Origin of the sequence: Parasediminibacterium schistidii, from assembly GCF_046546515.1 — a bacterium.
Lineage (GTDB): Bacteria > Bacteroidota > Bacteroidia > Chitinophagales > Chitinophagaceae > Parasediminibacterium.
Genome location: NZ_JBKHKJ010000027.1, coordinates 36,194 through 56,114 on the forward strand (window position 1 = coordinate 36,194; position 19,921 = coordinate 56,114).

Genomic DNA, 19,921 nt, shown 5'->3' on the forward strand with positions numbered 1-19,921 from the left:
GTATTCTTTTTCTATTTTTTAGTTAATTTGCAGCAAATTCACAGTTATGGTGGAAACGATGAGTATTAGCGTTACAAAAACTACGCACAGCAAATTAAAGGATGTAGACTTTAACCATCTCCCTTTTGGAAAATATTTTACTGACCACATGCTGGTGGCCGAGTATGCAAACGGCGAATGGCAAAGCGTGGAAATAAAACCGTATCAGCCATTGGCATTGGACCCTGCCTTGGCGGCAATCCATTATGGGCAATCTATTTTTGAAGGCATCAAGGCATTTAAAAATGACGATGGCGAAGCGGTTGTTTTTAGGCCTTATGAAAACCTAAAGCGTTTCAATACTTCTGCTGAACGTATGTGTATGCCTGCCGTGCCAGAAGAAATATTTATAGAAGGCATGAAGCAATTGATTGCTGTGGATAAAGATTGGATTCCTTCCAAACCGGACCATTCTTTATACATCAGGCCGTTTATGTTTGCTACCGACGAAGTGCTGGGTGTGAAACCTTCTGATACCTATTTGTTCATCATCATATTAAGCCCAACAGGACCTTATTATGCCGCCCCCATGAAGATATGCGTGGAGGAGGTATATACCCGTGCTGCGCCTGGCGGTGTGGGGTTTGCTAAAAATGCAGGGAACTATGGAGGAAGCTTAATTGCTACGCAAATAGCCAAGAAAACAGGCTATGACCAGATTTTGTGGACAGATGCTTTTGAACACAAATGGTTGCAAGAGGTAGGTACCATGAATGTATTTTTCATTATTGACGGCGTGGCGATAACCCCTAGCTTGGAAGAAGGTACTATTTTGGCTGGCGTTACTAGGGATAGTGCATTAACGGTGCTGCAAGAAATGGGTTACCCTGTGGAAGAAAGGAGGATAAGCATTGATGAATTAATAGAAGCCTATAAAGCTGGCTTAGTAGCCGAAGTTTTTGGCACTGGCACTGCTGTTACCATCTCCCCAATCCAAGAATTGAAATACCAAGATACGGTAATGAAGTTTGATGTGGGCAGCATGACGATCGCCCCTGAGTTAAAAAGCAGGCTAGACGATATTAAAACAGGCAAAGTACCAGATGTGCATGGGTGGATGGTAGCGGTGAGATAATTAGGAATTCTAAATTAGGAATTAGGTTTGCTTAAATAACGTTGTCATAATAGCTTTTTTAAAATAAGGTAGCTTAGCCAAAAACCCTGATAGGGTTGAACAATTGTAGCCACGGGAGCAACCCGTGGTAGATAAATGGGGCAATTGCCAACTCCTAATAGGGTTGGTGGGAAAGAAAAAAGATATTTTAATCCATTGTAACTTGCAACTATCCACTTGTTTCCCTGTGGATATTAAGTGAGTTTGAAAATATTTATTAATTTATTTGGAACATAACGGCAAGGTGCGTACTTTTGCCGTCCGAAAAAAAATAGAAGGTTAAAAATGCCTACAATACAACAATTAGTTAGAAAAGGCCGTGAGATAATCAGGGCAAAAAGTAAATCAAGGGCTTTAGATGCCTGTCCTCAACGCCGTGGTGTTTGCACCAGGGTTTATACTACTACGCCTAAAAAGCCAAACTCTGCGTTGCGTAAAGTAGCAAAAGTTCGTTTGACTAACAAGGTTGAGGTGATAGCCTATATACCGGGCGAGGGGCATAATTTGCAAGAACACTCCATCGTATTGATACGTGGTGGCAGGGTAAAAGATTTGCCAGGCGTACGTTATCATATTGTACGGGGTAGTTTGGATACTGCTGGCGTGAAAGACCGGAAGAAAAGCCGTTCTAAATACGGTACTAAGAAAGCAAAAGCAAAAAAATAATTTAAAACATTTTTCAATAGTTAATCCATGCGTAAAGCACAAGCTAAAAAATTACCATTAGCACCAGACGGTCGTTTCAACGACAAACTGGTTACTCGTTTTATCAACAACCTAATGTGGGACGGTAAAAAGAGTACAGCCATCACCATTTTTTATGATGCCGTTGACAAAGTGAGCAAAATAACTAATGAAGATGGCTACGAAATTTGGAAAAAAGCCATTTCTAATGTTACGCCTGCTGTAGAGGTACGTAGCCGCCGTATTGGTGGTTCTACTTTCCAAATACCTACGGAAGTACGTGCTGACAGGAAAATTTCTTTGAGCATCAAATGGTTGATTCGTTACAGTCGTGAAAGGAATGGGCGTACCATGGCAGACAAATTAGCCAACGAAATAATCGCAGCAAGCAAGGGTGAAGGTGCTTCTTACAAAAAGAAAGAAGATATTCACCGTATGGCTGAAGCCAATAAAGCTTTCTCTCACTTTAAGATATAAGTGTAGTGTATATTTTTTGGAAAAAGCAGTAGCCGATTATTTTGGCTACTGCTTTTTTTGTTATTACTTAAGTGAAAATTTGGTTAATCTGCCACGAAGACACGAAAGCACAAAGTGGCACAAAGTTTTAAGGGAAGAAGATGAAAAGAAAAAAAACTATATTATCAGTTCCTTTTAACCTTCGTGTTTGTTCGTGTTTTTGTGCCTTTGTGGCAAAAAAGCATATTCGATTTGGTAAGTAGTAACAAAAACTTTAATCCACCAAGTTTTGAATCCCAACATCTCGCACCTCTATTCAATTGCACAAAAGCCACAACGGATAATCATTGGGCTAATGAGCGGTACATCCTTGGATGGCTTGGACGTAGCCATATGCAGGTTTAAAGGTGCTGGCATGGATACAAAAATGGAACTATTACGTTTTGAAACAGTACCTTATACAGAAACAGTCACCAATGCAGTAAGGCAGGTATTCAGCAAAAAACAAGTGAACCTAGAACAGCTTTGCCTATTAAACGGATGGATAGGCACAGAGCATGGCAATATGGTAAACACCTGCTTGCAGAAATGGGGAATAGCCAATACCAGCGTGGACATTATTGCCAGCCATGGTCAAACCATTTACCACGCCCCTAAGCGTTTACATGGCTTGGATATGTTTGGCAATGGCACCCTGCAAATTGGCGATGGCGACCATATAGCTGTTGCAACAGGCATCATTACCCTTAGCGATTTCAGGCAAAAGCACATTGCAGCAGGTGGTGAAGGCGCACCATTGGCCATTTATGGCGATTATTTTTTGTTTGGCAAAAAAGGGGAGAACAGGGTAATGCTAAACATTGGCGGTATTGCCAATTTCACATGGCTACCCGCTAGCGGGGATATAAGCGAAGTGTTCAGCACAGATATTGGCCCAGGCAATACCTTGATGGATGCCTACACAAGGGAATATTTCCCCGGCAAGTTATATGACAAGGATGCTGCCATAGCATTGCAAGGGAAAGTGAATGAGCCGTTATTAGCAGCGTTGAAAAAAGATGACTTCTTTAAGCAACCATTCCCCAAAAGCACGGGGCCAGAACTGTTTAGCCTAGCTTTTATAGAACAAGCAAAGCAAGCAGCAGGCATTGTTGCTATTTCGCATTACGACATGCTGGCAACCTTAATCCGCTTTAGTGCCGATATGATTGTGGATGCCTTGCAAAGCAAAGCAGCATCAGGCAAAACAGTAAAAGTCTATGCAAGCGGTGGCGGCATACACAATCCACTGCTGATGAATGATATACAATCACAATTACCTACGTTTGAATTTAATGATTTTAACGAGTTGGGCATCAACCCAGATGCAAAAGAAGCAGTCTTGTTTGCTCTGTTGGCAAATGAAGCCATTGCAGGGAGAAATTTGAATGGAAAGGGTACAGCAAGTATGCCAATGGTTAGCATGGGGAAAATCAGCTTCCCAGCATAAATCTACTCCATAGAGTGAGCCACTCTTCGAGAGTGGCTCACTCTATGGAGTACCCATCGTGGCAACTAAATAAAATCCTTAACTTCATACAAATCGTACATCCATCATGCGGGCAAAAAATGCAGTCATATCTATCGTATTGCTTTTGGCAGGCAAACCTGCCCATGCCCAGCTTACCATGAAACAGAATGTAGATAGCCTAAAACACATACCCATAAACTTATTACCCAGCAACTACTACAGCAGCAAACTAGGGTTTATGTGCAAGAAAGAATTACAGGTGGAAAAATCGACCAAGATACCCCTTAGGTTCCGGCTAGGCAGCTTGGAATATGTAGATAAAATGGAAGGGAAAGGAGGAACAGTCGTAAGTCATAAGTAATAAGTTGTAAGTCTTTTTCATACCTAAAACCTATTACTTACAACCTAAAATTATTTATGCTTCTACACTTGCCGCTTCCAATACCTTTTGTATAGCAGCAGCCATTTTTGCACCTTTATCATGTACTTGTTCTTCTGTCCATGATAGGGCTATGGAAGTGGAAACGCAACGACTCATGATTGCATCGCTGGTACTAAAGTCCTTATCTTTCAAGGCAAGCAAAGCCGTTTTTTGTGCTTCGCTTATATTGTTCAGGCTCACGGCGTTTTGCAGGTGCTGCCATTTGCGCACATAATGCCAGTTGTTATCGAACCAATAGAAATTACCAGCGAGTATGCCTTGTGCTTTCATCTCAGCGACTACTGCTTGCGCCAACTCAGCCGTTGGTAAAAACCAGCTAATAAAGGAATGGCTATCACCTTCTGGATCGGGCAATGAGCGGAAACTAATTTCGGGTATCTGCTCCAAATAACTTTTTAGTATGCCGTGGTTTTTCTTTTGGATGCCCAAAATAGTAGGCAATTTGCCTATCTGCCCCAGTCCAATGGCCGCATGTAATTCACTAATCCTGAAATTATATCCCAGGAATGGGTGCAAATCTGTACCACGGTCCACGCCCAAATGGTCATGCCCATGATCGGTATAGCCATCGCATTTGGTATGGATGTCTTTACTGTTTGTCATTACCACGCCACCTTCGCCGCAGGTGATTGTCTTTACAAAGTCGAAGCTAAACGTGCCTGCATCGCCAATTGTACCCAAATGCTTGCCTTTATAAGTGCCGCCAATAGCTTGACAAGCATCTTCAAGCAAAATGAGATTATGTTCAGCACAAATAGCTTTTAACGCATCCATATCTGCCATACTGCCGCACATGTGCACGGGCATTACGCATTTTGTTTTAGGGGTAATGGCAGCTGTTACTGCTTCTGGGCTTAGTGTTAGGGTTTCATCTATATCAACCATTACTGGTATTGCCCCAACGCTTAAAATAGCTTCAAAGCTAGCTACAAAAGTAAAACTCGGCATTATTACCTCATCACCCGCGCCAATATTTAGCGCAGCCATCACTGTAGTTAATGCCGCAGTGCCACTACTAACCAATTGCGCATAGCCACAGCCAAAAACTTCCATAACCTTTTTTTCCAGTTCAAGCGACTTAAAAATGCCTTTGCGTGGGCCATCAAAACCATAACGCATAATAATGCCTGTGTCCATTACATCGTTAATGTGTTTCCTTTCTTCTTCACCAAATAATTCAAAACCTGGCATATGTATTTAATTGATAATTAATAATTGATAGGTGACAATTTGGGGCAAAAACGCTTAAATGGTTATTTCCGTTGTTAATGCCCTTTCCAACTGGTTTTCTAAAGTGGTAATCGTATCCAGTGCATCTTGTATCTCTATGATATGGTCTGCAGATTTGGTTTGCTCCGTGGCTAACCAAATCAATACCATGCTAATATAATCCTGAATATCCTTCCCGGCAAACTGTGTTTTGTATTCAACAATTTTTTCATTAATAAGTTTTACGGTCTTGCGTAAAACCTCCTCGTCTTTTGTCATTGTTTTTAGGCGGTATGTCCTGTCGGCAATGGCAATATTTACAGTTATTAATTCATTTGACATGGTAGTGAGTTTTAAGTTTTAAGTTTTAAGTTTTAAGTTCTTTTAATACAAAACTTAAAACACAAAACTCAAAACAGTCCTAGGTGTTCAAAAGCGACATGCACCTGTCTATTTCCTTTACATATACATCTATCCTTTTTTCCAGTTCCTTTTTTTCTTCCAGGGTAAAGCCGTCTTTGCTTAGCTTCAAGGCATCTACCTGCTGCTGCAATTGTTTCAGTTGCTGCTCCCTGTCAGCCAATTGGGCTTGCTTTTTGGCCAATTCCTTTTTCAATTGCACATTCTCCTTCTGCATCTGCCCATAATACTTGAGCAGTTGCTGGAGTTTTTGCTGTAATTGTGCTAACCGGGTGTTTATTGTACTCATTTACATAATAATTAGGAATTAGTAATTAATAATTAGGAATTAGGACGGGAAATGGGGATTAGGTGCCTTCATTCCTAATTCCTAATTTATAATTCCTAATTATTTCCTTATCTCCGCCCCCAATTCTTTTTCAAATGCCTCTACTATCTTGCCTACCATGCTGTCTGTTTCCTTATCTGTCAATGTTTTTTCATCGTCAAGAAAGGTAAAGTTAACAGCCATTGATTTCTTTCCGGCACCTAATTTATCACTTTCAAACACATCAAACAAGCGCATGGACTGTAATTTGGCAAGGTTGGCTTTTTTTACTACTGTTTCCAGTTTGCCATAAGTGGTTGCTTTATCTACCACCAGAGCCAAATCTCTTTGTACTGCCGGGAACTTGGAAACTTCTTTATATTCTATTTTCTTCTTTTCTATTTGTTGCAATAAAGGTACAAATAGTATATCAATAAAATAGACAGCTTGTTTTATATCGAATGTTTTCAGCTTAGCATTGCCTACAGTAGTTACATAACCAATTGCTTGCTTTGCATGGCTGATGGTTATTATAGTGTTGCCTTCATCCTGTGAAAATTTCAAGTTGTCTAGCCCGCACAGGTTGAACAAGGCTTGCGCAATGCCTTTTGCACGAAAAAAATCCATTGGCTTGGCTTTTTCCTGCCAGTTGTCTTCATGGTTGTTCCCGGTGATGTATAAAGCAAGATGTTCATCTTCCCTGTAACTGCCCACGCCTTTTGCATGATAGCTTTTGCCAAATTCAAACAATTGCAGGTTGGTGTTTTTGCGGTTGCTGTTGTAGGCAATACATTCCAAGCCTGTTTCCAGCATCGATGGGCGCAGCACATCCAAATCGGCACTTAGGTTGTTCATCATCTTCACCGTTCCTTCCAAAGTTGCCTCGTCAAAATACTTACTGTTGGTAATGGAATTGGTAACTATTTCATTAAAACCCTGTCCAACCAAATAGGTAGCCAATTTATCTTTCAACGCTTCTTTTTGTCCTAAGCTATTGATAGATGGCGATATCGTAATGGTGGTTGGGATTCCGATATTATCCAGGCCATCAATGCGGATCACCTCCTCTACTATATCCGCAGGCAAGCTAATATCTGGCTTACTGAATGGCACTGAAACAGATAGTTCATCTATCCCTTCCCTGTTTATATCAAAGCCTAAGGCAATCAAGATGCGTTTAACGGTATCAGGATGATAATTCTTGCCACTCAGTTTTTTCAGGTATTGGTATTTTAAACCTACCTGTGTTTTTGTTTTTGGTGCTGGGTAAATATCAATTATCTCGCTGCTGATACTGCCGCCAGCTACTTCTTTTATCAACAAGGCCGCACGTTTCAGCACATGCACGGTGTTTGAAATATCCACGCCTTTCTCAAACCGTGTAGCAGCATCTGTACGAAGGCCATGCCGCAAAGAACTTTTGCGTATGCCGGAAGAAGCAAAGCAAGCACTCTCTAAAAATATATTGGTTGTACTAGCTGTAACACCGCTATGCAACCCGCCAAATACCCCGGCAATACACATAGGCTCGCCATTGCTATTGCAAATCAACAGGTCTTCGGCAGATAGTTTCCTTTCTTTTTCGTCAAGCGTAGTGAAAAGGCTATCGGCTATTGCTTTTTTTACAATGATGCTGCCACCCTCTATTTGGTCTGCGTCAAAAGCATGTAAAGGCTGCCCTGTTTCATGGAGTATGAAGTTGGTAATATCCACCACATTGTTGATGCTCCTTAATCCAATAGCATTCAACTTGTTTTTCAACCATTCCGGCGATTCTTTCACGGTAAGATCGCTGATGGTTACCCCTGCATACCTAGGGCAGGCTGCTGTATCCTCTACCGTGACAGGGATAACCAATTGGGTATTTTCTATGGGGAAGGCATTTACAAAAGGGCTTTTTACCTTTGGCTCGCCTTTAAAATGGTGTATTAAATAAGCACATACATCTTTGGCTACCCCCAAATGGCTCATGGCATCCATGCGGTTGGGTGTAAGTCCAATCTCGTAAACGATGTCTGTGTATGTATTAAAAAAAGCTGCTGCCGGAGTGCCTGGCACTACCTCGTTGGGTAAAACCAATATTCCTTCGTGGCTGGTTCCATGGCCTATTTCATCCTCGGCACAAATCATCCCAAAACTTTCTACTCCCCTTATCTTGGCCACTTTCATGGTTAGTGGGTCGCCAGTGGATGGGTAAATGGTAGTTCCTACGGTAGCCACCACTACTTTTTGCCCTGCGGCAACATTGGCTGCCCCGCATACTACTTGTATGGGTTCGCCAGAACCGATATTTACAGTGGTTATTTTTAATTTATCTGCATTAGGGTGCGGCTCGCAAGTAAGTACTTCGCCTAACACCAACCCTTTCAAACCACCTTTGATGCTCTCGTAGGGTTCCATGCTTTCTACTTCCAAGCCAATGCTGGTAAGGATTTTAGAAAGTTTCTCGGGTTCTATTGACTCGGGCAAATATTCGCTTAACCAATTATAACTAATCGTCATTATCTACTTTATTGGATTGCAAATATAAAGGCGTAGTTAGGAGTTATGAATTATGAATTATGAATTATGAGTTGAAAGATTGTGTTTACAACTCATAATTTATAACTCCTAACTCCTAATTAAAATTCACCATTTACCCTTGCTTTTGATGCTTTTAATAGTGTGGCGGTCATATTTGTACCAAGTAAGGCAGCCATATACCAAGTGGAGGATGCCAAAGCCAAATGCCCATTCGTAAAGCCCCCACTGCATGACGAAAATATTAATCAGCCCAACAGCTATCTGCCCATAACCTACCCAAACTGCTTTGCTCTCCAAGTATTTACAGGCATTTACCAGCCCAAGTCCATAGAAAATAAGGCTGCAAGGGGTAATAAAACCATAAGCCCCCTCAGCAATTAATTTAATAATAAGTAACGCCCCTATGAATACAGGCAAGAATAAAGTAATCAATAGCCCCTTTACCGAGCTGTGCCAGATAGGCTGGTTGTTTTTTTTGTTACGCCTGTGAGTAAAGTAAAAAGAAAAGAAAAGGGCTGCAAACAAAGCAACAATAGCAATAAGGAACAATTTTTCGCCCATGTACTCGTTCATGGTAGAAGTGTATTGGCTATAGCTGCTGATAATTTCTTTCAGGTATTTTTCTTCCTTGGAGCCAACATCTATAATTTGATGGGCAGCCCAGCCTGCAGTCAAGGCGCATATGCCAACAACAATGCCGCTAAGCCCATGCAGGCTAATAAACCGGCTATTATTTTGCGTTATTTTATCCATAATATTTCTTGTGTGTATTCATTGGAAGATTGCATAATCTTCTTAAATAATATGTTTATTTAAAGGGTGGGTTTTTTACACAAAATGGATTTGGGGGATGCTAAAGCAACAGCTTGTTGGGCAATAAAATTAGCAAGATTGCTTTTGATAATATTGTTATTTGTAGTTTTTGGGTATAAAAAAAGCAAAAGTGGAAGTTAGATTTGTGTAAATGTGCAAAAAGTGGATAATCAGTGGCTGCGTCCTCAGCGTAAGGGCAGAAGATTTTCTGCCCTTACTGGTATGACTCTTTTACAATGTAATTACGCCATTGCTACGGCTGGCAGCGTAAAGTAAAAAATACTCCCTTTGCCTACCTCGCTGGTTACCCAAAACTGCCCGCCATTTTTCTCCACAAACTCCTTGCAAAGCAACAAGCCCAGGCCTGTCCCTTTTTCCTGCGAAGTGCCATTGGTAGTTATGCTTTCATGGTTTTGTATTTTTTTTAGTACATCTTCGTTTATGCCTGTGCCAGTATCTTTAATGCGTATTTCTATTGTATGGGCATTTGCTTTGACTGCTTCTATTTGTATTGTATTGCCTTTGTTGCAAAACTTAATGGCATTGCTAACGAGGTTGCGAAAAATAATTTGTACCATGTTGGGGTCTGCATAAACCTCTAATGCTTCGGGTATTGCTAGTTGCAGGTCTAGTTGTTTTTCGTTTGCTTGCTCCTGTAGCAATGCAAAAGTCGATTTGCTCGTTTCGAGGATATTTATATTGGCAGGAGTAACCACTAGGCCATTCATTTGGCTGTTTGCCCAATTAAATAAAGTAGCAACAAGGTCAGAAGCATTGTTTACCTGCTTTGTAAGCCCTGCCACCAGGGTTTCCAACTGTGCTTCCTGTATTTTTTTTCTTTGCCATAAATTCAATACTCCTTTCAGCGAATTTAAAGGGCTGCGCAAATCGTGTGATACAATAGAGAATAACTTATCCTTAAAATGGTTATTTACCTCTAATGCCTTAGCTTGTTTTTCCAGTTCTTCCTTTTGCTTGCTTATTTTCTGGTTTTTTTCATTTAAAAGCAGGTTAGATTTCTGTTTATTTGCTCTACTTATATATAAAACAACGGCAGCCAAGCAGGCTAGAATGGCCGATAGTGCAGCCAATAAGGTTTTTTGACGTGCATTCTGTAGCTCGTTCTGTGCTATAAAGTCTTTTCGTTCTTGTTCTTCTTGCCTTGCCCTTTCCTTTTTTTCATAGGCATATTTTGTTTCTAGTTCATAGGTTTTTTTTCGTGTGTCTTCATTAAACACGCTATCAGAATAGGTTTTAAATAGCTTGAAGTAGGTAAAAGCATGTGCGATGTCTTTTTTGTTTTGGTATGCACCCGCTAAAATTTCGGAGGCGTCCATGGGTTCCCTTTTTAGTTTAATGCTTTGCGCAGCCTCCAATGCTTGGCTAGCATAAAAAATGGCTGAATCGTTCCTATTTAATTTAAGGTAGCATTGACCAATAAAGACAGAGGTATTTATTTTGCCCAATTTGTCCTTTGTGCTTATATAGTAATGATAGGAAGGAGTAAAGTGCAGCAAAGCCTCCTGATAGCGCCCATTGGCAAAGTGTATATTGCCAATGGAACTATTTATAAAGGCAATAATATAGGGGTTGTTGATAGATACAGCCAATTGAAACCCTAGTTGGTTGTAGTATAAAGCACTGTCATATTGCTTTTTGTAAAAGTAGTCATCACCCAAATCGGATAGCGAACCTGCCATGTCTGGCTTACTACCCATGGAAACGTAGGTTTGGTAAGCTTTTCTGGTATACAAAAGGGCTTCGTCATATTTAGCCGTGGAGCTATAATAGATACCTAAGTTGGAATTTACTTTTGCTATCAGCCTTTTGTCCTTTATTTTTTCGGCTATAGAAAGTGACTGCTGGTAATAATTGAACATCTGCACCATATCACTCGTTAGGCGATAACTACTCGCAATTAGCCGCAGGCTTTCGGCCTGCCCTTTTAAGTAGCCTGATTGTTGCGAAAGGGACAAAGCGGTGCGGGCAAAGTAGCGCATACTATCGGCATCCAAAGAGTAATAGCCTTTAGACAATAAGCAAAGGGTAGTGATATAGACCGTGTCTTTCTGGTAGCCCTGTTGGTGTTTCAAACTGTCTACCCGTTTTTTTAACAATGGTATTTCCGTGGCTGTGCAAAACTACCAGCGTAAAAAATGAATAGCAAACTGAACGTATAAACAAAAGTCCTGATTTTCTCTGTAAGCATTATTAAGGGAGTAAAAGTTGCTGTACAATTGTAGGAAACTACTGTGTACAGCAACAGCGAAATTATGCTAAAATTTGCTTTACACAAAGGTTTAATCAAGATTGATGACGAAAATCATCCATGCTACTACAAGATGTATATGTGAGGTAGTAAGGGATATTGGAAGGCTGGATGTCATAAACAGTTGGATATGTTGCACCATTTGCTTTATTAGCTTTGGATTAATGGGTAGTTTTGGCAGGTGGGTTCATTAAAGAAGGAAACCGAACCCTGCCTTTATCAGGTGCTTATTTAGCCAATATCGTTTTCATACACTCTCCAAACTGTCTTCATACTGTTCCTATAAAGGAGCCATTTTCGATTTCTTGCTATGGTGCGCTACTAAATTCAATCCATATTATACCCTTATTTATCTTCCAATAAAAACTTGGGAGTTGGCGTACCGTTGCTTATTTGGTGCCCCCATTTTTCCAACATAGGTTGTTCAAGATGGAACTGACGGTATTCGTCTGGGCTCATGATGGGCAAGCCATAGATTACGGGATAATAACGCTTGCATGTAGGGCAGGTAAACAAGCCTTCAATAATTTCCTGGTCTGTGTTGGTAGCAAATACTTGTAGTTTCAATTCGCTTTTGTCTACTGGGCAAACCAATTTGTCTGCAAAGGATTTTTTCATGTGTATGTTGTTTAAATATGATTCAATTGAGCTAGAGCATGTTTATATGCCGATGCGGATAATGCAGGGTTTTCTGTACCCATAATGCCTGATATAACCGCGATACCATCTAGCCCTGTGTCTTTTAATAAGGGTAGGTTGTTTAAGTCTATGCCCCCAGAAAGGAAGATGGGCATTTGCGTGAAAGCCCTTGTTTTTTGTATGATGTCTCGGCTTACCAAATCGCAGGTGTTTACCGATTTGGAAGGGAAAACAGAACAGAAAGAAATATAATCCAGTTCGTTTTCCACTGCCCATTCTATCTTGCTAAAGTTGTTTCCGCAGGTAATGCCAATGATTTTATGCTTGCCCAAAGATTGTTTGAAACGGCTGAAATCAGGCGGTATTTCATCGAAATGGATGCCGTCAACCAGGCTTAGTAAACTGGTATCCTCATTGATTAATACGGGTACATTGTTTTTATGTGCAAGGTTCACAATAGAGCCAATAATTTCTGCCTTATCAACCCCCTCTTTAAAATAGTTCCATATCTGTATGATATCTACCCCTCCTTGCAAAGCCGCCGCTACTTTTTCTACTAAAATAGGTAAGGGCATGGATGGGTCAATCACTAGATAAAGCCCTTGTTTTATGGTGAAATGTTGTTTGTCCATGGGAGTTTTACGTTGAAAGTTGTACGTTTTAAGTTTTACGTTGTACGTTATACGTTTTACGTTAAGTATTATTTCCAGCCTTCGGCAAAGGCATTGTAAAAGGTGTCCCAATAGGCATCCAAGCCCGGATGGGTAAGGGGCTGCTTTTTATCGTCATTGGACAACAGTATCTTCCCCTCGGTATTTTCTGTAAAATGCCCAACTACTACTGCTTCAATATTCTTTTCCTGCAAGCGATTTAAAACATTCCCTGCTGTTTCTGCCTTTGCTGCAATAATAATGGAACCCGCACCCACTACATACCTTGGGTCAAGGTGGAAAATGTTGCAGATGCTTTTTTGTACTTCACCCACGGGTATTTTATCATTGTCTACCATTACACCACAATTGGCTGCCGTAGCCATTTCGTAAATAGCCCCCAATACACCGCCTTCGGTTACATCGTGCATGGCAGTTACTTCGGTGCAACCCTCGGATGCAAGTGCTGCGACCAATCCATCCTGCAAGGAAGATGTTTGGTAAAATGCCTCGCAGCCTTGCTGCCAAACTTCTTTTCCTGCTTTTGCCGTCACGGTTTCGGGGAAACTCATCGCCAATACGGAACTAGCCGTTAATGCCGCACTTTTGGTAACAATAATCATATTGCCCGCTTTCGCTTTGTTGCTAGTCAATATAGAAGTTTCGGGAGCTACCGTTATCATGGTGCCACCACCCGCAACGGTAGAGTTTTGACCCACCACTTGCCCGGTATGCCCTCCTGTAATGGCAATGCCTATTTCCTCGCAATAACCATGTACATGTTGCCAGTATTCTTTGAATTGCGCTGTATTTACGGTGGTGGGAAGATTCAATACAAACTGGGCGTACATGGGTGCAAAGCCAGTAGTAACCATATCATTTGCCAATATTTGCACAGATAACCATGCCGATTCCCGCAAACCCAAGGATGGTATCAGGGTAAGCGGGTCGCTGGTTAGTGCCATAGCCATGCCGCCGGGTAGTTGTATAACTGAAACATCTACCCCATATTGGGAGCCAACTAATACTTCTGGCCTTTGCTTGCCACAATTGGGGAAGATGACTTCGCTGAAGAAGCCTTCCTGTATTTTACCTGCATCGGGGAAAGAGGACATGGGTTTAAGTTGTAAGTGGTAAGTAATAAGTGGTAAGTGAGGCAAGGAGGCAAACAGTTATAAAAAAAGGCAAAGAGTGGAAGATGGACGCGAAACGTAGTGCCAGAAAAACTCATAATTTATAATTCATAACTCTCTTTGCCTCTTTGCCTGCTAATTAAACTTTACATGCAATCCAAAGAAATCGCCATAGGGCACGCTCCATTGTTGTACGGGAAACCACTTGGGTAAGCCTGTGCAACTCCATTCAATGGTATAATCCATGCCAGCAAGTGCTTCGTGGATAAGGGCAATCAATATTTCAGGGGTATAAAATGTGGCCGTTACATAAAACGGGTTCTTGCCAAAAAATTGTTGCACCCGCCTGCGGACAAACTTGGTGGTATTCCTGTTCATCATCCCGAAAACAATACCATATTTACCCACCCGGGCAGCCTCACGTATTACTTTTACCGGATCTTTGTAGTATTCGAATGTGGTAATGAAGGCTAGTGCATCAAATGCACCATCCCTAAAAGGCATATGGTGGCTGTCTGCCAAAACCAAGTCACCACCAAATAAATGCACCCCTTGCCCCAACATAAAAGGCGATAAATCGGCACCGGTAGCATCTATGCCAATATCTTTCCACCAACGGGTAAAGCGGGTAGTTCCGCAACCATATTCCAACAGGGTTTTTACACGGGTATCTTTTAATATCAGCTCGCCAATTACTTTCTTTTGCCATACTTCGGCACGTTTGTAGCGGCCTTCGTACCACTGTTCGTAAGTGTCGGTATGCTCTCTGTTAAAGAACCACTCCTGCCTATCTTGCCAGTTTTGCAGGTGGTTGGTCATCATTTCAAACTTCATGGTATAGGTTTTAAAGGTGATGAACTTCCCGAAAGTTTAAAACTTTCGGGAAGTTGAAAAGGCTACAACTTTATATTCAGCCCAACCATATAGTTGGTGCCTGCCATTGGGAAATAATAATTGCCATTGGTATAATACCCGCTATAAACAGCGGGATAAGTAGCCCCATTTGGTTCGTACAACCTATTTAACACATTGTTTACCTGCGCAATCAAGTTGCATTCTTTTATTATTTTCCCTTTCAGGGTAATAATAGCACGGATATCCTGTGTGTAATAATCGCCTAGGCTGCGGTCTTTGTTTTGCGTATTATCCATATACTGCCTGCCAACATATTTACTCAGTAAGCTTAATTCTAGATGTTTGCAAGGCAATATGTTGATAGTTGCTGCCGCAATCTTATTAGGCGAAAAGGAGATATTGGTATTTGAGTGCTGTACTACAGAATCCCCAACTACGTTGTAGTTGTCATCATAACTATAAATATGCTCTGTAAACGCTTTTATTTTATTGCTGCTCAATGTAATATTCCCACTAGCATTTAGCCAATTGTTGATGATAATGCTACCTTGTAATTCTATACCAGCACGGTGGCTATTGGGTGTATTTGACCTTATGGCAAGACCTACATCATCCAATTTTCCAGTCAATACCAATTGGTCTTTGTAATTCATATAATAGAAAGTAGCACCGTAGGCATAGGTGTGGTTTTTTTTCTCTACACCTAGTTCAAGGTCGTTCAGGCGTTCTGGTTTTGGGTCGTTGCCTGCAATGGCATTTTCAAAATCGGTACGGTTGGGTTCTTTATTGGCAACTGCATAGCTGGCATATACCTGCCATCCTTTATGGTTGTAACTAATGCCTAGTTTAGGATTGAAGAAATTAAATTCCTTGCTCACCAATCTAGTAGGGTCACTATCAAATCCATTCATCCTATGGAATACGTATTTGTATTGGGCATCGGCATAAAATTGTAATTGGTTAGTCAATTGATGTTCCCATTTAGCATAAATATTTGCATCGCCTTTCAAAGCTTGGTTGTTGTACCACTGGTAGTCTTTTTCAACACCTCCATTTTGTGCCCAAATCACATTGCCATAGTGCCCGCCTTCATAGCGGCTCCAGCCACCACCTAGTATTATTTGGTCTTTTTCTGTTTTATATTGCAATGAACCAATTTGCCCATAGAATTTATTGTTCAACCATTTTTGCCTTACGAAATCAGATTGGGTAATGGTATCTGTTCCAATAATATGGTTAGGTAGACCATAGCTAGCATAATAACCACTATTATCATACTCTTCGTAATAGCCTTTTCCAGGTGTAAAGAAAAAAGCAGTGCTAAAGGATAAGCGTTTGCTTAATGCGGTATTAAAAAACAACTGATACTGGTTTTGCAGGTAATTATCTGTTTGGTTAGGGTAGAAAGTGCCATTGCTTTTCGCTCCTTCAGGATTGTCGGTTCTATGCGTTGCCAATGAATCTTGGGCAACACCATACCAAGCTTGGTAAGTTTTTTCTGTGCCAGAAAAGATATTCAGCCTTATAGAGGTGCTTTTATTGATATAAGCTGCAGAAATAGCGAAAGATTGCAAGTTACTAGCAGCCCTGTCTATATACCCATCGCTTACAACCCTGCTGAGGCGTGCATCAAACGTAAAATGGTTATTAATTAAGCCCGAGCCAACCTTTACAGTATTTTTAATGGTATTGAAAGAACCATAGCTATTATTGATTTCTGCATAGGCTTTTTCATTGAACTCATTGGTTTGTAGGTTGATGCCCGCACCAAAAGCACCTGTTCCATTGGACGATGTGCCCACACCTCTTTGTATCTGGATAGAATTAAGGGAGGATGTAAAGTCTGGCATATCTACAAAATAAACCCCTTGGTCTTCCGCATCATTGTACGGGATGCCATTGATGGTAACATTAGTGCGCTGTGCATCTACACCCCTAATGGAAACACGGGTATACCCTACGCCATTGCCCGCATCGGATGCAATAACTGTAGAAGGTGTTTGGTTCAACATAAAAGGCAAGTCTTGACCCAAGTTGGTTTTGGCCAACTGGTTTTTGCCCAAATTGGTTTTGGTAAAAGGCGATTTGTCACTTGCCCGTAAAGACTTTACTTCCAATGCCTGCAAGAAAAGTGGGCTACTTTTCAGTTTAATGACGATAGTATTGTTTGTTGGGATATCGATTGTTTCTACACTTTCCATATAACCAACACTGCTGGCTACAATAACATAATGCCCCTTGGCTAATTTGATGAATTTGAACTGACCGTTTTCATCGGCTATGGCAATAGTATTGCCTAGTTGCAAACTGGCGGATGGCACAGGTTTCTGTGTTGCCCAGTCAATTACTTGTCCGCTAACGGAAGTTTTCTGTGTTTTTTGTGCAATGGAAAAAAGGCAGGTGAGTGTCACGGCCAATGTTCCCAATAATTGTTTCATTTCTTTTTGTTTAAAAGTTTGAAAAATTTGGGAACAGAATAATAAAGTAGCTAAGAGGAGAGGAACGTTTTACAGTAAAATTTGTACGCCTTCCCTTCGCAGGCATTACCCTGTTCAGGTTCTACGGGTATTATCTCAGCTTTTTCAGTGTGGGATCCACACACCAAAAATTAGCACCCCGAGGAATTATCGGCAAAGTAAATGGATTTTTGAGTAAATATTTGTAACATAATTTCAAGTTGACCGTTATAACAAGAAAGAAGGATAGTTATGAAGAAGTTTTTAGTGCCAATATTAATTGCTTTTGCAACAACAAGCTGCATGGGGCAAAATGAAAAAAACATTGTGTATGATGCCAATGCCGTGGCAAGGGTTGCAAAAAATTTCCATGAAGTAGAAGTTTCTGGTGCTATAGACCTGTACCTATCCCAAGGCAATGAGGAAGCCGTGGCCGTAAGCGGCTCATCCAGCGAAATTGCTGCTAAAATAAAAACAGAAGTGAAAAATGGAGTATTGAAAATATATTTCGACAACCAAGGCAGTGGCTGGAAAAGCTGGGGTAATGCCAAAATGAAAGCCTATGTAACTTTCAAGAACCTAAATAGGATAGAAGCATCGGGAGCCTGTAACGTAAAAGCCCCACAAACAATAAAAGCGGCCGACCTAAAAATAGAAATGTCTGGCGCCAGCGATTTTGTAGGCGATATTGTTGCTAGTAATTTAAAACTAGATGCAAGCGGTGCATCGAATATGAAAGTGTCTGGAATGGCATCGGATGTTACCATAGATGCAAGCGGGGCATCTTCCATAAAAGGGTACGAACTGAAAACAGCTATGTGCAAAATAGACGCTAGTGGCGCAGCCAGTGTACGCATAAGGGTAAACAAAGAACTAACTGCCGAGGCAAGTGGTGGCAGCTGCGTGTATTACAAAGGCGATGGCGTAATTAAATACATGGACGCTAGTGGCGGTGCTTCAATAAAAAAGAAGGCAGAGGGGGAGTAAAGTGGTAAGTAATAAGTCATAAGGTTTATGATTTGGCAACTTTTGAAAAGTTGCCAAATATTATAGTGCAAAGCGGAAATTTTCATGTAACCTAAACAACTTCGCAGCCAGTTTTCTTGTAAAATTCATTGGCTTTTAAAATATTTATTCTTTGTTACCAAAAAAATCCTTACATTTACACCCCAAACAAATCGCGAGGTAGAGCAGCGGTAGCTCGTCGGGCTCATAACCCGAAGGTCATAGGTTCGAACCCTATCCTCGCAACTTTAGGAAGAGCCTTCGGAAGAAGGCTTTTTTTATTTCTAGCAGTTGATATATATTTGAGCGTATAAACTGTACATAAAAAAGACATTTTAAGCAGGTAATACTTTTCTTTTTTCTCCTTGGTGCTGCTTTCTGTCTTTGCCCCTTTGTGGCAAAAAATAACATTAAATTGCAAACATGAAAGCAGGCTTTGTAAACATTTTTGGCAAACCCAACGCAGGCAAAAGCACATTGCTCAATGCGTTGATGGGGGAGAAAATGGCCATCGTGTCGCCTAAAGTGCAAACGACTAGGCACCGCATCAAGGCATTTTTGAACAAGCCGGGCGAATACCAAATTATATTTTCCGACACCCCTGGCATTATAGAAGCGAAGTACAAGCTGCACGAAAAAATGATGCACGCCGTGAAAGGCGCATTGGAAGACGCAGATTTGGCATTGCTGATACTGGATGTTAATGATGGCTTGCAAGAATGCGATGCCATTTTCCAAGCATTGAAACTAAAAGTACCTTGCTTGGTGGTGCTAAATAAAATAGACATTGCCCAAAACGGAAAGATTGCAGAGGCAGAGGCTTTTTTTAAAGACAAGCCTTATTGCAAGCAAACCATACGCATATCTGCCTTGCAGAAAAACCATTTGCAAAAATTATTGGCTGCTATTTTGGAAGGCTTGCCAGAAGGCGTGCCTTTTTATAGCGAGGATGATTTGAGCGACTTGCCTACCCGTTTCTTTGTAAGTGAAATCATCAGGGAGAAGATATACGAATTATTTGGCGATGAAATACCTTACCATACTGCCGTGTTGATCAATGAATACAAGGAGAAAGACTCCTTGACCAAGATACAGGCAGACATTATCGTGAACCGTGATACACAAAAATCTATCATTATTGGCGATAAAGGAAGCATGGTGAAGAAAATAGGTACGGCAGCCCGCTTAGATATTGAGGCATTCATACAGCAAAAAGTTTTTTTGGAACTGTTTGTAAAAGTGAGGCCTAAATGGCGGGACAACGATTTGAAGTTGAAGGAATACGGATACCATTAGAGAATTAGGAATTAAGAATTATAAATTAGGAATTAGTAGCCCAATTAAGAGAAGGGCTTAATTTTAATCAGAAGTCAGTCTTTAATACTCCTTTAGGGGAT

The 19,921-nt window shown here is 41.0% G+C and carries 18 protein-coding genes, 1 tRNA gene and 1 riboswitch; of the genes, 8 read left to right on the forward strand and 11 right to left on the reverse strand.

Annotated elements, in window-relative coordinates:
* Nucleotides 1–46 precede the first annotated feature (46 nt).
* The 5 genes from ACHFIY_RS14870 (at nucleotide 47) to ACHFIY_RS14890 (ending at nucleotide 4,164) form a co-directional block, all read left to right on the forward strand.
* Nucleotides 47–1,114 carry a branched-chain amino acid aminotransferase gene (locus ACHFIY_RS14870; protein ID WP_410846901.1) on the forward strand — a complete coding sequence of 356 codons (1,068 nt, stop codon included), beginning with the start codon at nucleotides 47–49 and terminating at the stop codon, nucleotides 1,112–1,114.
* A 324-nt stretch (nucleotides 1,115–1,438) separates the two neighbouring features.
* Complete coding sequence (rpsL, locus tag ACHFIY_RS14875) at nucleotides 1,439–1,819, forward strand: 30S ribosomal protein S12 (protein WP_410846902.1); 381 nt, start codon at nucleotides 1,439–1,441, stop codon at nucleotides 1,817–1,819.
* Between the two features lie 27 nt (nucleotides 1,820–1,846).
* Nucleotides 1,847–2,314, forward strand: coding sequence for a 30S ribosomal protein S7 (gene rpsG, locus ACHFIY_RS14880; RefSeq protein ID WP_410846903.1), 468 nt, complete (start codon nucleotides 1,847–1,849; stop codon nucleotides 2,312–2,314).
* Between the two features lie 268 nt (nucleotides 2,315–2,582).
* Entirely contained in the window at nucleotides 2,583–3,782 is a 1,200-nt protein-coding gene (locus ACHFIY_RS14885) for an anhydro-N-acetylmuramic acid kinase (RefSeq protein WP_410846904.1), read from the forward strand.
* 106 nt (nucleotides 3,783–3,888) lie between these two features.
* Nucleotides 3,889–4,164, forward strand: a complete 276-nt coding sequence (locus tag ACHFIY_RS14890; protein ID WP_410846905.1) for a hypothetical protein — start codon at nucleotides 3,889–3,891, stop codon at nucleotides 4,162–4,164.
* Between the two features lie 54 nt (nucleotides 4,165–4,218).
* Here the strand turns inward: ACHFIY_RS14890 and ACHFIY_RS14895 are convergent, their stop codons facing one another.
* The 11 genes from ACHFIY_RS14895 to ACHFIY_RS14945 all read right to left on the reverse strand — a co-directional run bounded on the left by ACHFIY_RS14895 (nucleotide 4,219) and on the right by ACHFIY_RS14945 (nucleotide 17,501).
* Nucleotides 4,219–5,436 carry a DegT/DnrJ/EryC1/StrS family aminotransferase gene (locus ACHFIY_RS14895; RefSeq protein ID WP_410846906.1) on the reverse strand — a complete coding sequence of 406 codons (1,218 nt, stop codon included), beginning with the start codon at nucleotides 5,434–5,436 and terminating at the stop codon, nucleotides 4,219–4,221.
* A gap of 54 nt (nucleotides 5,437–5,490) precedes the next feature.
* On the reverse strand, nucleotides 5,491–5,796 hold the full coding sequence (locus ACHFIY_RS14900) for a cell division protein ZapA (RefSeq protein ID WP_410846907.1): 306 nt from the start codon (nucleotides 5,794–5,796) through the stop codon (nucleotides 5,491–5,493).
* A gap of 79 nt (nucleotides 5,797–5,875) precedes the next feature.
* The gene (locus ACHFIY_RS14905; RefSeq protein ID WP_410846908.1) at nucleotides 5,876–6,163 is read right to left on the reverse strand and encodes a hypothetical protein; all 288 of its coding nucleotides are present in this window, start codon (nucleotides 6,161–6,163) and stop codon (nucleotides 5,876–5,878) included.
* A gap of 99 nt (nucleotides 6,164–6,262) precedes the next feature.
* Nucleotides 6,263–8,683 carry a phenylalanine--tRNA ligase subunit beta gene (pheT, locus tag ACHFIY_RS14910; RefSeq protein ID WP_410846909.1) on the reverse strand — a complete coding sequence of 807 codons (2,421 nt, stop codon included), beginning with the start codon at nucleotides 8,681–8,683 and terminating at the stop codon, nucleotides 6,263–6,265.
* A gap of 126 nt (nucleotides 8,684–8,809) precedes the next feature.
* Entirely contained in the window at nucleotides 8,810–9,457 is a 648-nt protein-coding gene (locus ACHFIY_RS14915) for a hypothetical protein (RefSeq protein WP_410846910.1), read from the reverse strand.
* 302 nt (nucleotides 9,458–9,759) lie between these two features.
* On the reverse strand, nucleotides 9,760–11,610 hold the full coding sequence (locus ACHFIY_RS14920) for a tetratricopeptide repeat-containing sensor histidine kinase (RefSeq protein WP_410846911.1): 1,851 nt from the start codon (nucleotides 11,608–11,610) through the stop codon (nucleotides 9,760–9,762).
* Nucleotides 11,611–12,131: 521 nt separating this feature from the next.
* Nucleotides 12,132–12,404 carry a Trm112 family protein gene (locus ACHFIY_RS14925; RefSeq protein WP_410846912.1) on the reverse strand — a complete coding sequence of 91 codons (273 nt, stop codon included), beginning with the start codon at nucleotides 12,402–12,404 and terminating at the stop codon, nucleotides 12,132–12,134.
* Between the two features lie 11 nt (nucleotides 12,405–12,415).
* Complete coding sequence (locus ACHFIY_RS14930; RefSeq protein ID WP_410846913.1) at nucleotides 12,416–13,057, reverse strand: thiamine phosphate synthase; 642 nt, start codon at nucleotides 13,055–13,057, stop codon at nucleotides 12,416–12,418.
* Between the two features lie 68 nt (nucleotides 13,058–13,125).
* Nucleotides 13,126–14,190, reverse strand: a complete 1,065-nt coding sequence (locus ACHFIY_RS14935) for an AIR synthase family protein (protein ID WP_410846914.1) — start codon at nucleotides 14,188–14,190, stop codon at nucleotides 13,126–13,128.
* A 153-nt stretch (nucleotides 14,191–14,343) separates the two neighbouring features.
* The gene (locus ACHFIY_RS14940; protein ID WP_410846915.1) at nucleotides 14,344–15,042 is read right to left on the reverse strand and encodes a class I SAM-dependent methyltransferase; all 699 of its coding nucleotides are present in this window, start codon (nucleotides 15,040–15,042) and stop codon (nucleotides 14,344–14,346) included.
* Nucleotides 15,043–15,104: 62 nt separating this feature from the next.
* The gene (locus ACHFIY_RS14945) at nucleotides 15,105–17,501 is read right to left on the reverse strand and encodes a TonB-dependent receptor (protein WP_410846916.1); all 2,397 of its coding nucleotides are present in this window, start codon (nucleotides 17,499–17,501) and stop codon (nucleotides 15,105–15,107) included.
* A 74-nt stretch (nucleotides 17,502–17,575) separates the two neighbouring features.
* Nucleotides 17,576–17,692: riboswitch (TPP riboswitch) on the reverse strand.
* Nucleotides 17,693–17,771: 79 nt separating this feature from the next.
* On the opposite strand from ACHFIY_RS14945, the gene ACHFIY_RS14950 reads away from it, so the two are divergent.
* The 3 genes from ACHFIY_RS14950 to era all read left to right on the forward strand — a co-directional run bounded on the left by ACHFIY_RS14950 (nucleotide 17,772) and on the right by era (nucleotide 19,820).
* Complete coding sequence (locus ACHFIY_RS14950; RefSeq protein WP_410846917.1) at nucleotides 17,772–18,506, forward strand: head GIN domain-containing protein; 735 nt, start codon at nucleotides 17,772–17,774, stop codon at nucleotides 18,504–18,506.
* A 192-nt stretch (nucleotides 18,507–18,698) separates the two neighbouring features.
* Nucleotides 18,699–18,770, forward strand: a tRNA-Met gene (locus tag ACHFIY_RS14955).
* Nucleotides 18,771–18,947: 177 nt separating this feature from the next.
* Nucleotides 18,948–19,820, forward strand: a complete 873-nt coding sequence (era, locus tag ACHFIY_RS14960; protein WP_410846918.1) for a GTPase Era — start codon at nucleotides 18,948–18,950, stop codon at nucleotides 19,818–19,820.
* The last annotated feature ends 101 nt before the right edge of the window (nucleotides 19,821–19,921 follow it).